This window comes from Modicisalibacter luteus DSM 23508, assembly GCF_000378505.1.
In the GTDB taxonomy this organism is placed as follows: domain Bacteria; phylum Pseudomonadota; class Gammaproteobacteria; order Pseudomonadales; family Halomonadaceae; genus Modicisalibacter; species Modicisalibacter luteus.
In genome coordinates, this window is sequence record NZ_KB899991.1 from 284686 (window position 1) to 297855 (window position 13170).

A 13170-nucleotide genomic window follows, 5' to 3' on the forward strand; every position below is an offset into this window, starting at 1 on the left:
AGCTTGTCAATAAGAAAACTGGAGTCAACATGCCAATCACAAAATTAAAGAAGAGTATGGTTGCTGCCTTGGGCGCCATGACCTTGGCGTCTAGCGTAGCAGCGGCAGACTTTCCTATGCGAGACATCCGGCTAATCGTACCGTGGCCTGCGGGAGGCGGCACCGATGCGATAGCGCGAAAAATCAGCAATCTCGCCGAAGAACAATTACCTGTTTCGATTTATGCCGAAAATATTTCTGGGGCGGTTAGCGCAACTGGGCTGATGCAAGTGATACAGTCTCGCCCAGACGGACATACATTAGGCGTCTTAACCTATGACAGCGTAATTACAGTTCCGCGTAGTGAGCTAGTGCCTGGTTATGATCTCGACAAGCTGTCATTTATCGCCCGTATTACTCAGGAGTCTGACGCTCTTGTCGTGTCGTCACGCTCAGGCTTCACGAGTTTCGAAGAACTTATCAATGCCGCAAAGGAGAATCCCGGCGAGGTGCGCATCGGGGTAATGCCCGAGGGTTCGGGTCCCTACCTTGCGGCCCTGCGTATTGAGAAGGCTACCGGGGCGGACTTCAACATTATCACCTACCCCGGCGCCGCTGCCGAAGAGGCAGAAGCCATGCTTTCGGGAGAAATAGATGGTGCTATTGCCAGTTTGGGAGATTTTGCAGGGCTGATCGAGTCGGGTGATGTCCGAGGCGTAGCCGAACTCTCATCCGAGCAGAACCCCTCTTACCCAGATGTGCCCCCGATTAGCGAGCTGGGGCATGAGCTGGAATCGGGCAGCTTTGTCGTACTTGCTACTCCTGAGGGTACGCCTGACGATTCCATACAGATTCTGGAAAATGTCTATAAGCAAGCCTTCGAAAGCGAAGAGTTCCAGAAGTGGGTGGCTCAGGTTGGCGTAACACCAAGCTGGTTGGGAGCTTCTGAAGTCGAAGGCTGGCTGAGCGAGCGGCAATCTGAAACCTATTCGCTGATGGACGAGCTCGGACTTTAAGTTCGAGTGGCATACCCATCACCCCAGGGGTGTCCCCTGGGGTACGGCCGAGGATAAGGTCATGTCATTCATACCTATAACCAAATCAAAGAGGCTTGTCTTCCCTCTTTTCCTATTGGCGTTCTGCCTCCTTTATTTTATTTCTTCCATATCTTTAGGTGTACCCTTGGAAGATGGACGCTTAACGCCTGCCTTTTTCCCTCTTACCCTGGGAGTAATTTCGACTGCCTTTGCTGTCATTTTTCTGGTTCGCACGATACGTAAAACTCACAATGAGGAAGGAAGTGAGCCCCCCCAGAGAGAGCTGGCAGAAAAGAACATAGAAAGGCTGCGTCCTTTTTTCGTCATAGGTGCTACCACTATATACATTATTCTTTTTCCTGCCGTTGGCTACTTCTTGTCTTCACTATTTTACGTGTTCTCGATTATCGTCATCTTTTCCGACTTTAAAAAAATATTCACTAAGTCAACTTTAACAACAGCCGTGGTGATTTTAGGGTACCTTCTATTCGAGCAGGTTTTCCGCGTTCGGCTACCGGCGTTGTGGGGATGATCCATGGACTTCATATTACTTGTTATTAGTAGCTTTGAGCTGTTACTCAACCCGGTTACACTCACTTATGTAGTCTTAGGGTTTCTGATAGGGACCATATTTGCTGCTATTCCAGGCCTCACAGCCACACTGGCCTTGGCGTTGCTGCTTCCACTGACTTACAGCTTGAATGTCACTACGGCCCTCATGGCATGTGCCAGTATCTATATGGCAGGGATGTGTGGTGGGAGCATTACCGCGACGACAATTAACATACCGGGTGCCCCTTCTTCCATGATGACAGCACTCGAAGGCTATCCAATGCAGCAACGCGGACAAGGGGCCTTGGCTCTTGGTCATGCCTCGCTTGGCTCGATGCTGGGTGGCGGCTTGGGCGCCATCCTGCTAATCATCCTTGCTCCCTTCATTGCAAAGGCATCGTTGTTGGTCCAGACACCCGGAAAGTTCTCCTTGATTGCTTTTGCGTTGATCGTAGTGGTAGCTGCGCAACGTGGAAAAATCGTCAAGGCAGCTATTGCCGCCTGCCTTGGGCTTATGTTGGCTACCATTGGTTTGGATTCCATGGTTCCCATCGCCCGTTTAACCTTTGGGGTCCCTGCGCTTACGGCTGGCATCGACCTTATGCCAGTTATCATTGGTACTTTTGCCATCAGCGAACTATTGATACAGGCTGGCTCAATAGCCGAGCATCGGAGAATGTCTAAAGAAATTCTCAAGGCACAGCCCATTAAACGGCGGGATTTTATCCCACCTCTGTCTTCTGTTCGTGAAATTGGGTTATGGTGCTACCTAAAATCTTCAGTTATAGGTTACCTTGTGGGCACGCTGCCTGGCGCCGGCGGATCAATGGGCAGCTTTCTCGCCTATGTCGAGGCTGTACGAACCTCAAAAAACCCAGAAAGCTTCGGCAAAGGTAATCCTAAAGGCATCGCTGCAGCAGAAAGCGCCAATAATGCGGTTTGTGGTGGCGCGTTGGTTCCCATGCTGACATTTGGAATCCCTGGCGATCCGATCACCGCTATCGTGCTGGGCGTGCTAGTTATTAACGGCATCCAGCCAGGCCCCCAATTACTGGCCGATCAAGCAGGATTGGTTGCTCCCATGCTTGCCTCTCTGCTCTTTAGTGCTGTGATCCTCATTCCCCTCACCTTGTTCTTGTTGGGGCCATATTTCATTAAGATTGTCTCTATACGTAAAGATGTTCTTTACGGCTCTATCGCCCTTCTCGCTGTTGTTGGCAGCTACGTAGCAACCTATTCAGTCTTCCAGATGTATTTAGCGATGGTATTGGGTATCTTGGCCTATTTTCTTAGAAAAAACGGCTTCCCTGTTATTACGCTATTGCTAGGCTTCATTCTCGGGCCTAATCTAGAAGACTTTTTGAGACGTTCCCTGGCGCTCTCGAATGGCAACCCGCTAACTTTTATAACGAGCCTCGACAGCCTATTCTTTATCATGCTGACGCTATTTTTTGTTTACTTCCTCGCCATCAGGAAGCCTTTAGAAAATCCTGCGACTCCTATTAAATCCAGTTGAAAAAGTTGAGTGATTATGAAATCTTTCTTGGAGGCCTCACCGAAGCGGGAAAAGCTTGCAGACCAACTTTATGGCATGCTAGCGCAAGCTATCATTGACGGTAATTATAAAAAAGGCGAGAAACTGCCTTCAGAAAATAAAATTTGTGAAATGTATTCTGTTTCGCGGCCTGTGGTAAGGGAGGCGCTAATGCGCCTCCAGGCAGATGGGATCGTCGTTTCTCGCCAAGGGTCGGGTACGTATATTCAGCACACCCCGCCAGCAGGGCTTACGCAGTATGCAGATGCTGCCGATATTTCCGTCCTCCTTAAAAGCTATGAGGTACGTATCGCTTTGGAGTGTGAGGCTAGTTCTTTAGCGGCCATGCGGCGTAGTGAAAAACAGCTGATACAGCTCTATCAGGCCTTAACCAAGATGGAAGAGGATGTTCTACAAGGACGCATCGCTACGGTATCAGACTTCCAGTTTCATATGGTTATTGCCCAATCCACGGGCAATGACATGTTTCCTGAAATTCTCCAGTCCATACACATTAGCGTCGAAAAAGCTATGACCATGGCTTTAAGCATTACAAGAAGTGCCAGCCAAGAAAGAATACAGAAAGTATTGAACGAACATCGTGTTATCTATGATGCTATCAAGCAAGGAGATCCAGAGGGGGCCCGGTTAGCCATGCGTTATCATATCAGCCGTGTCCGTCAGCGGGTCACTGATAACTTAAGTGATGCATGAACCACGCTGGGACTTACAAGTATTTTTTATATATATTAGTTGGCTTTTTATTAGCGTCTGACTGAGGCTTTTTCGGCTATGGCCTTGCCATCCAGGCCATGAGCTTGGGCGCAATGCGAATGAATTAGCTCAAAGAGCCAAGATTTCCAGTTGTATAAAAGATCATAAATATCAGGAGAACTCGCATGCTTCAGGCCAATAGCTTCCGCTCCCGCAGCGGTGGGCAAGCTCTAGTCGACCAGCTGCTCATTCATGGCGCGGACTGCGCATATTGTGTACCAGGCGAAAGCTACCTTGAAGTACTGGACGCACTGTATAACGTACGCGACCGTTTTACGCTTTATAACGCCCGCCATGAGGCCGGGGCAGCTAACATGGCTGAAGCCTATGGCAAGCTAACCGGTAAACCAGGCATCTGTCTGGTGACCCGGGGCCCTGGAGCGTGCCATGCGTCCATTGGGGTTCACATCGCCTACCAAGATTCAACTCCCATGATCTTGCTGATCGGTCAGGTTGACCGTCCCTCGATGGATCGCGAGGCTTTTCAGGAAATTGATTACCGCCAAATGTTCGGCGGCATAGCAAAATGGGTCGCTCAGATCAATGATGCTACGCGGGTGCCAGAATATATGGCCCGCGCTTTTCGTATTGCCACGTCGGGCCGCCCCGGACCTGTTGTTCTAGCCCTTCCTGAAGATATGCTGACCGACATCGTGGAGGTTACGGATGCTCCCCCCTATACATCGACTGCTCCGGATGCTTCCCTGGCTGCCATTGAAGATGTTCGGTCTCTTTTGACAACTGCTCAGCGTCCGTTAATGCTCGTGGGGGGGAGCGGATGGAGTGACGAAGCGTGCAGGGACATTACCCGTTTCGCTGAAGCGAACGGTGTGCCAGTAGCTTGCTCGTTTCGTCGGCAGGATATCGTTGACAACCACTCAAAGGTTTATGTCGGCGATTTTGGCACTGCCGGCCCGCCACAACTCGTCAGGCGTATTAAGGAAGCAGACGTGCTTTTGGTTGTAGGGGCTCGCCTCGGGGAAATGACTACCAAGACTTATACGACTCTATGTTCGCCTGCGCCGCAACAACGCCTGATCCATATCCATGCCGATGCTAATGAAATAGGCCGTGTTTACAGCCCTGAACTCGGGCTTGCGATTGCTCCTGAGAGCTTTGCTCGCGCTGTAGCCGATTGCCGATGGGTGGATACACACCGCTGGCAGGAGTGGCTAAATGCAGCACGTCAGGACTACCTTGACGACACCAAAGCACCTGCCTATGCAGGCGAACTTGATATGGCTCAAGCGCTAATCAACGTTCAGGAAATTCTGCCGGAAGACGTCATCGTCACCCTAGATGCCGGCAACCATACTGGTTGGGGACAGCGATTCTTGCGCTATGGGCGCCCCGGCAGGCAGATCGGCTCGACCTGCGGTGCGATGGGCTATTCCGTACCCGCGGCCGTTGCTGCTTCGCTACGCTTCCCCGAAAAGGTCGTTCTCTCTTTTGTTGGCGATGGCGGCTTCATGATGAGCGGGCAGGAAATTGCCACCGCCGTACAACATGGCGGCAAACCGATTATTCTGCTCTTCAACAACGGTTCTTACGGCACCATCCGTATGCACCAAGAACGCGAACATCCCGAGCGCGTGGTAGGCACCGACCTTGTAAATCCTAATTTTGTCAGTATGGCAATATCGCTTGGCTTATATGCAGAAACCATTAATCAAACTCAGGATTTCAAACCGGCACTAGAGCGCGCCATCGCCGCTAACCGCCCCGCTCTGCTCGAAATCAAAACAGACCCTGAGCTAATCTCAACCCGCACAACCATTGACGCTCTGCGCCATGCTGCGCATAGGCGCCGTAAAGCGTTAGGTTAATTGACTGTTTTCAGCCGCAACTAAAATAAGGAAAAGCCATGATCGTCGATCTTCGCACCTACACCATGTTTCCTGGCCGCCTCAATACCTTTCTGGACCTTTATGAGCGTGAGGGCCTGCCAATACAGAAAAAGCACTTGGGAGAGCCGCTGGGCTATTTCGTAACTGAGACAGGAACCCTGAACCAGGTGGTGCATATGTGGGGGTATGAAAGCGCTGCGGATCGGGAGCGTCGACGCCAAGCGATGGAGAGCGATCCTGACTGGATTGCTTATCGCCGTAAAAGCGCAGAAGCTGGCAATGTCCAGCACCAAACCAATAAGTTGCTGCGATCGACAAGCTTTTCTCCGCTTTGACATTAACCAGGCCAAGCAGCCTGGGTAGAACATAGTGGGCTACTCGTGAACAAGGTTGGCTCTAGGCGCTTCGAATGCGAAGCGCCTAGGCCCCACAACTGTACGTCACGCTGTAATGCTTTTACCTCAACCCCCTTGTTAATCAAGCTAGCTTCCAAGAGTAAGTCTGGTAACGCTAGCTGGCGCTCAACTACAAACATATAAGAGGTAACCATGTACCCTGATGTTCAGCTTTTTATTAATGGCGAGTGGTGTAATGCGATCGCCGGCAAGACGATTCCAGTAATTAACCCGGCGACAGAGGAAACTATCGGCCATATTGCCCACGCCGAGCAGGCTGACCTCGACTTGGCGATCAACGCCGCGGAGCATGGCTTTAGCGCTTGGAAGGCAACCCCTCCCTTTGAGCGTAGCAAGGTGATGCGCCGAGCCGCGGAGCTGTTACGCGAGCGTGCTGATCAGATTTCTAAAATCATGACCATCGAGCAGGGTAAGCCGTTGGCACAAGCGCGTATTGAGACGTTGGCGGCAGCCGATACCATTGACTGGTTCGCCGAGGAAGCGCGACGCACCTATGGGCAAATAATTCCTTCGCGGCAGACAAACGTGCAGCAATTGGCAGTAAAAGTGCCCGTGGGTCCAGTTGCTGCTTTTACACCTTGGAATTTTCCGATTAACCAGGTAGTTCGTAAGCTATCTGCTGCGCTGGCTGCGGGATGCTCCATAATCGTCAAGGCGCCGGAGGATACTCCCGCGGCTCCCGCCGAGCTGATCCGTGCCTATGTTGATGCTGGCGTGCCGGCAGGCGTGGTCAACCTGGTCTACGGCGTACCGGCTGAAATCTCGGAGTATCTGATTTCGCATCCTGCTATCCGCAAAATCTCGTTTACTGGGTCAACCGCAGTTGGCAAGCATCTTGCGGCATTAGCGGGCCAGCATATGAAAAAGGCAACGATGGAGCTTGGCGGCCACGCGCCGGTACTCATCTTCGAAGATGCGGATCTTGATGCTGCCGTTAAGCAGCTTGCTGGCGCTAAATTCCGCAACGCCGGCCAAGTATGCATCGCGCCGACTCGCTTACTCATCCAAGAGAGCATCTACGAGAGTTTTATTGATAAGTTCGTTGCCGCTGCTAGCGAAATCAAAGTGGGCAATGGCCTCCATGAAGGTACGACGATGGGGCCGATAGCTCATCAACGAGGGCTTGAATCGCTAGAGCTCTTCGTGAATGACGCAATAGAAAAAGGCGCCAATGTCCGCCTTGGCGGCAAGCGCCTAGGGGGCAAGGGCTTTTTCTTCGCGCCCACCGTCCTTTCCGAGGTGCCAATGGATGCCCGTGCGATGAGCGAGGAACCCTTTGGTCCGCTGGCCCTGCTGGTACCCTTCTCGACGTATGAACAGGCTGTTTCAGAAGCTAATCGATTGCCCTATGGTCTTGCCGCGTACGCCTATACGCGCTCCAATGCAACTGCTATGGCACTGGGACGTGATATCGAAAGCGGTATGTTGACCATCAATCACATTGGCTTCGGTCTGCCTGAAACGCCATTTGGTGGCGTAAAAGACTCGGGCTACGGCACCGAAGGCGGCAGCGAGGCGATAGACGCGTATCTCGATACACGCTTCATCTCGCAAGCCGGAGCTTGAACAGAATGCCTGCGCGCGACTATCCCACAAGGGGGGACGAGCGGGCATTTAGCCCGTATGTTTTTTGGGAGTTTCAGCAGGCCCTTCTGAAGCGACAGCACATGCAGTAGCAAGTAACCGAAGCGGGGCCTTTGCGCCGTTTCACCAATCTGCGTTAAGGCCGCCCAGCATTGCTTGGCTACAGCGGAGGGGTTCATCGCGTAAACAAGTCTCGCCTCATAGTAGGGAGCGCGAACCCGCAATAGCCGTCGCTGGCTGGGTGTGCCCTTTCGCCATGCTATGCTGGCCACGATGGATCTCATGATGCCACCCCATTTGATTGTTCGTATAAGGGTTAGCTCGGCATTATCCCGTAAGCGGCCATGCCAGCCATTGTCTTGCCATTCCAGAGGAACCCCAATGTCACCTGTCTTTCTACGTCTCAAGGAAGTTGGCTCACCTACTATCGGCTTAGGCTGCATGAACTTCTCCCACGGTTACGGAAGCCCAGTGCCTGAGTCCCAAGCACTTCGGGCGTTGGATGCAGCCTTCGACATGGGCTATCGCCACTTCGATACAGCCACTCTCTACGGGGCTACGGCCAACGAGACCTTGCTGGGCAAGGCGCTAAGGAACAAGCGAGACCAGGTTCTGCTCGCCAGTAAGTGTGGTATGTACATCGATCCTGACCTCGGTAAGAAAGTTATTGATGGGCGCCCCGAGACAATACGGCTTCAGTGCGAGGCGAGCCTTCTACGCCTTCGGACCGACCATCTGGATATCTATTACCTGCACCGCCTGGATCGCCAGGTCCCCATCGAGGAGAGTGTCGGTGCGCTGGGGCGCTTAGTGGAGGAAGGCAAAATACGGGGGGTCGGGCTTTCCAAGGTTTCAGCGACGACGCTGCGCCGAGCCCAGGCTGAACATGCCATCGCGGCGGTACAGTCCGAATATTCCTTATGGACGCGTAACCCTGAAATAGCCCTGATCCAGGCGTGCCGAGAGTTGGGCACGGCACTAGTGGCTTTCAGCCCGTTGGGGAGAGGCTTTCTGACGGGAACCATCCGCGATGCCGCGAGCCTCGATGAGGGCGACATGCGTCGAGGAATGCCGCGCTTTAACGAAGAGAACTACCCCAGGAACCTGAGCCTGCTGGAAGATTTTCTAGCCATAGCGAACGAATTGGACGTTACGCCCGGCCAACTCGCCCTCGCCTGGCTAAAAGCTCAGGGAGATGATGTCATTCCCATCCCTGGCTCTCGTGACATCGAGCATATGCGGGAGAACCTGGCGGCGGATTCCCTTCATCTGGATTTGGAGACCGTGACTCGACTGAACACAATGATGACCCCAGACCAAGTGGCCGGAGGCCGGTATAGCGAGGCCCAACAGGCAGACATCGACTCCGAGGAATTTGCTTCGTGACTCTCCCTTGAGGTGAGGCAATTCTTAGTGTGGCTCGCTATTCACCGGCGATGCTGGGCCCGCAGGCACCTTATGGCAGTGGTAAAACCCCGAACGATCAGGCCAAGGCATAACCAGGCTGCATTCGACCATGCCGAAGACCCGCGCTCCTATCAAGGAGATCAGGGATACCTTGGGGGGCCCGCTAGCCAGACGACCGGCCATAGCGCTGGCAATATTTATGATGCCCTACCCCGCCCCACCGGCATTGAGCACAGCGCCAAATATCACGAGGCGTGGCTACACGCCGGCGCTGACCCGTAACAGTTACGCTCATCATAAAATATTCGGTGTTCAAGCAAACATAGCCAGATATTGTCGATGGCGGAACGGGCTATGCTATAAAGAGCAAGGCTGGCTTCTCGGCCTTGATTAGATATCCCTGATCCTAAGAAGAGCGCATTGCCTCGGCCAATGTAAAAAATAGCGCAAGGTTAACTCGCAGGCCTCACTCTCTTTAAGCGTAATTTTGCCTCAGCATTAATTGCACCTTCAGGAATCAAGCCATTCTTTATGTCACGGACCTGCCTAACAGTTTGAAACGCTTGAAAAGCTATAGCTTCAGGAACCATGCCGCCAATATGCGGTGTGGCAAAAACATTATTTCTTGCAGCTACGCTCTTGGTCGGCAAGTTATCATGATCATTCCCCACATCTAAAGCTGCACTTGAAATATGTCCTGAGTCGAGTGCATTTATTAAAGCCTCCTCATCAACTAGCCCGCCGCGAGAAGCATTAATGAAGCATGCATTCTCTTTCATCAGCAAAAACGCATTATTGTTGAACATTTTTTCTGTTTTATCATTATAAGCAGCAAGGCATACAACGATGTCAGAGCATTTTAACAACTCATCAAAACCAGCAGTGATTACAGATGTATCAGAGACATCTACAAACGGGTCATATATCACCACTGTAACATTTAAGGCTTGCAATATGGGGCAAAGATACCTGCCTATGTTACCAAAACCTACAATTCCGACAGTCTTTCCGGATAGCTGCCTACCCATAGAAGGTTGAGGCGAAATGCCTTGGCGATAATCTATAGCATAGCGAGGGATATCACGATAAAGGTTGATCATCTGGCCGACAATCCACTCTGATACAGCAGGTACAAATCCAGGGCCGGCTCGGGTTACTAAAATCCCATTATCAGAGGCAGCTTGAATATCTATATTCTTGGTATCCATAGCACATCTAACAAATGCTAGAAGACGACTGCAATTATTAAAAAGCTGCGCTGGTGCAGGGGTTGAGCGATCTGACACAACCACATCGACATCACTAACAGCTTCTATCAGCTGTACTTGGCTCCATTCATCATCTGTTTCTCTTATAACCACCTCGCCTAATTTTCTTAGCTCATGAATAGCATCCTCACCATACCAAAGCCGAGCATGAGGCGTGTGCGTTAGAAGTATGCGCATGTATGTCACCTAACGTTAGCATATAAAGAATAAAACACCTTAACCAAAAACCCTACGCACCCGCCCCCCCGATCGTAGCGTCTATTTAAAAAACCGAAAACAGTATATCCAATGTTTTCAATAGGCACGAGTGCAAATTTAGTTAGCCCAAATGACGTATCGCCACCAGCTCCGCTGTAATAGCATCATCCTCAGCTGCTTCCAGGACTGTAACCACAAAACTTTGAAGCAATGGAAAAACGACTTCGGGGATGAAACAGTCGAGGGTTGGCTGGTTCGGGTAGAGAAGCAGCTCGATTTCAGCTATTAAGATAAAAAACGCCCGGGAAATATCCCGGGCGTTTTTTATCACCACTGAGTTACTGGGGTGTTACTTGCTCGTCTTCTTGTACCATCATGCGAAGCGCCTGAATGGAAATGAAGCCAGCCACTGACAATACCAACAAAGCGCATGTCCCCACTGTTAGGTAGAATGCGAAACTCATGGTATTACTCCTTGGATTGAACCCTTTCTGCCTGCCAGTGTAGCGCAATCGCTGCGACCCAAATAGCGAACCCCAGCCCGAACAGGAACGCAGCACCGGTCAAGGTGAAGGCTCCAGTCGGATTGAAAATCGCAACCAGGCCGGCCGACATTGCGCCAAGTCCGATCTTGCGAAGGTCGTCGGCGACCACCTTGACTGTATTAGGATCAACCGATAGGCCATGAAGAACGCGCACATACCGAGGATTATTCCGAAGGGTTGCCCAGCTAGATAGGTTCCGCCCCATACCACACCCCCGGCGAGTAAAGCAGTGCCAAACGCCTTACGCACAGCCGGGGTTTTCATCCCGTGACGATAGTGACGCACTAACGCCTGGATTTTCTCGCCTGGTTCGCTCGCGCTTGGCGGGCCTCGGCGGCGTCATCGATTTGATGCAGGTTAGTTGGTGGTTGTGTCATAGCTTTTCCGCAATCTTTTAGGCGTAATGGTTAGCAATGACCCATGCGCCAAAAGCAATAGTTAGGCACGCCAGCGATACCACCTCGGCCCCCGCAAATGCTTGAGGGCCATCGATGAGTATATGTACGCCAGTGATTGCAGTGACGGCAGAAATGGCTCGTAAAAATCCCTTTGCCTTTTCCTCAATGACACCAGTCTTCGTAAACCAGGCTCGGAACACGGCCAAACTCACGCACATTGTTAGTTACCAGCGTGCAGGCAGACGAAATCGCGTGACCTGCTATCGCTGTATCGTTCGGTCCAATGGGGGTGCCTGCATTGCTTAGTTCCCACATAACTTTCACTGTCGCATCCACTGCCCTCTGATCCCATGGCAGGACAGCATCTAGCCGCTTCACAAATTCATCCACCAGCATCTTATGCTTTGCTGATGCCTTCTTCCCGATCTGCCCGTAACGCATCTCTGCATAGGTGACGGCAGATACGCCTATCCGGTTGCCCAGCTCAACCTCGTCGGCCAGACGTTGAATAACCGAGGCTGGGTGCTCTCGCATAATGAAAGAGCAAATACAAGTATCGAGCATGTAGGTGGTCACAGATGGAACCTACCTTCATCGCCAATGACTGTGGGGCGCTCTTGTAGGAAGTCTTCGTCAGCCTTCGGCAGGTCATGCAGAGATAACCAGGAGGGCCGAACTGGGCGAAGAGTGATCACGTCCCCCTCCCGCGTAATTTCCAGCTCACCAATGCCTTCATAGGCCATGTCAGCGGGCAGACGGACAGCCTGATTCTTGCCGTTTTTAAAAATTGATACGGTACGCATCATTAGCACCTCTCACATATGCCTTGCATATGTCAAAATAGCAGCCGTGCTTTCCATATGCAAGGCATATGTAAGCGTTTCATAATGCAAGTTCAAACGCTCTCCGTATTGGCTCTTGATCGACGGAGAGGTGCGGCTTGGTGTGGTCCAGCTCGGAATGGCCCAAGACAGCCTGCCGGTGGCAGCCAGCACCCTTGCCGCTAGTGTGCGGCGCCCACTGTGGCTCTCGACCTCAGCTTGATACCGGCCTGCCTGTATAAGCGGCTCACTGTCTGCTGGAGGGCGTCACAGGCCCGGTACTCCTTTGTCCCCGAATCGAGCTCTCGCCGCTTCACTGCCATCTCGAACGCCCGGCCCTTGTGGGTCAGCATCAGTTTGGAGTGAGGCAGGAAGCTTCGGCGTGTGCCGGCGTTGGAGATACCCCACTCACGACGACGCCGTACATCGAGCCAGGCATGTATCGCTGCGATGCACTTCGGATGAGTCAGGTGGATATTGCGTGACCGACAGCCTTTGGTGGTTTCGGCCCGCAGATAGAGCTCATCGCGGATCGCCCCGCTCGGGTAGAGAACATCATCCACACGGAGCAACGCCAGCTCGGTAACGCGAATCAGATGGCGGAATTACCCCGGCCGGAGCGACGTGGCCTGGCGGCTGGGGTTGGCCATGGGAATCTCTCTGTCAGGATTGATGGGGTATCGCGAGCGATCCTGAGAGAGTTACCGCGAGGCCTCCCCACCAACCTACCACCAGCATCCACGCCCCGTTCTCGGAAAGTTGGTGATGAGCCCGAGGCGAGGCATCTGCTGGACGAAAGCGATCCCCTCG

At 52.3% G+C, this 13170-nt stretch carries 13 protein-coding genes; 9 read left to right on the forward strand and 4 right to left on the reverse strand.

The genetic code is table 11. From position 1 onward, the window contains the following. Positions 1–29: 29 nt before the first annotated feature. The 8 genes from F568_RS0106010 to F568_RS0106050 all read left to right on the forward strand — a co-directional run bounded on the left by F568_RS0106010 (position 30) and on the right by F568_RS0106050 (position 9109). Positions 30–995, forward strand: coding sequence for a Bug family tripartite tricarboxylate transporter substrate binding protein (locus F568_RS0106010; RefSeq protein WP_019017812.1), 966 nt, complete (start codon positions 30–32; stop codon positions 993–995). A 61-nt stretch (positions 996–1056) separates the two neighbouring features. Continuing rightward, complete coding sequence (locus F568_RS0106015; protein ID WP_019017813.1) at positions 1057–1548, forward strand: tripartite tricarboxylate transporter TctB family protein; 492 nt, start codon at positions 1057–1059, stop codon at positions 1546–1548. A gap of 3 nt (positions 1549–1551) precedes the next feature. Continuing rightward, positions 1552–3084, forward strand: a complete 1533-nt coding sequence (locus F568_RS0106020; RefSeq protein WP_019017814.1) for a tripartite tricarboxylate transporter permease — start codon at positions 1552–1554, stop codon at positions 3082–3084. Between the two features lie 15 nt (positions 3085–3099). Next, the gene (locus F568_RS0106025; protein ID WP_019017815.1) at positions 3100–3816 is read left to right on the forward strand and encodes a FadR/GntR family transcriptional regulator; all 717 of its coding nucleotides are present in this window, start codon (positions 3100–3102) and stop codon (positions 3814–3816) included. A 185-nt stretch (positions 3817–4001) separates the two neighbouring features. Beyond that, entirely contained in the window at positions 4002–5702 is a 1701-nt protein-coding gene (locus tag F568_RS0106030) for a thiamine pyrophosphate-binding protein (RefSeq protein WP_019017816.1), read from the forward strand. A 38-nt stretch (positions 5703–5740) separates the two neighbouring features. Continuing rightward, positions 5741–6058 carry an NIPSNAP family protein gene (locus F568_RS0106035; protein WP_019017817.1) on the forward strand — a complete coding sequence of 106 codons (318 nt, stop codon included), beginning with the start codon at positions 5741–5743 and terminating at the stop codon, positions 6056–6058. 213 nt (positions 6059–6271) lie between these two features. After that, entirely contained in the window at positions 6272–7705 is a 1434-nt protein-coding gene (locus F568_RS0106040; protein ID WP_019017818.1) for an NAD-dependent succinate-semialdehyde dehydrogenase, read from the forward strand. A 399-nt stretch (positions 7706–8104) separates the two neighbouring features. Then, positions 8105–9109, forward strand: coding sequence for an aldo/keto reductase (locus F568_RS0106050; protein ID WP_040475931.1), 1005 nt, complete (start codon positions 8105–8107; stop codon positions 9107–9109). Positions 9110–9582: 473 nt separating this feature from the next. Here the strand turns inward: F568_RS0106050 and F568_RS24260 are convergent, their stop codons facing one another. Continuing rightward, positions 9583–10575 (reverse strand): NAD(P)-dependent oxidoreductase, encoded by a 993-nt coding sequence (locus F568_RS24260; RefSeq protein ID WP_083932981.1) that lies wholly within the window; start codon positions 10573–10575, stop codon positions 9583–9585. A gap of 151 nt (positions 10576–10726) precedes the next feature. Here F568_RS24260 and F568_RS26305 point away from each other — a divergent pair, with 151 nt between their 5' ends. Then, a complete protein-coding gene (locus F568_RS26305; RefSeq protein ID WP_019017820.1) occupies positions 10727–10885 on the forward strand; it encodes a hypothetical protein in 159 nt (52 codons plus the stop codon). 816 nt (positions 10886–11701) lie between these two features. On the opposite strand, the gene F568_RS0106070 is transcribed toward F568_RS26305, so the two are convergent. From F568_RS0106070 to F568_RS22290, 3 genes are all read right to left on the reverse strand, one after another. Continuing rightward, positions 11702–12115, reverse strand: a complete 414-nt coding sequence (locus F568_RS0106070) for a type II toxin-antitoxin system VapC family toxin (RefSeq protein WP_019017823.1) — start codon at positions 12113–12115, stop codon at positions 11702–11704. After that, complete coding sequence (vapB, locus tag F568_RS0106075; RefSeq protein ID WP_019017824.1) at positions 12112–12345, reverse strand: type II toxin-antitoxin system VapB family antitoxin; 234 nt, start codon at positions 12343–12345, stop codon at positions 12112–12114. The genes F568_RS0106070 and vapB overlap by 4 nt, the downstream gene beginning before the upstream one ends. Positions 12346–12542: 197 nt before the next feature. Further along, positions 12543–12932 (reverse strand): hypothetical protein, encoded by a 390-nt coding sequence (locus F568_RS22290; protein WP_211213423.1) that lies wholly within the window; start codon positions 12930–12932, stop codon positions 12543–12545. Positions 12933–13170 lie beyond the last annotated feature (238 nt).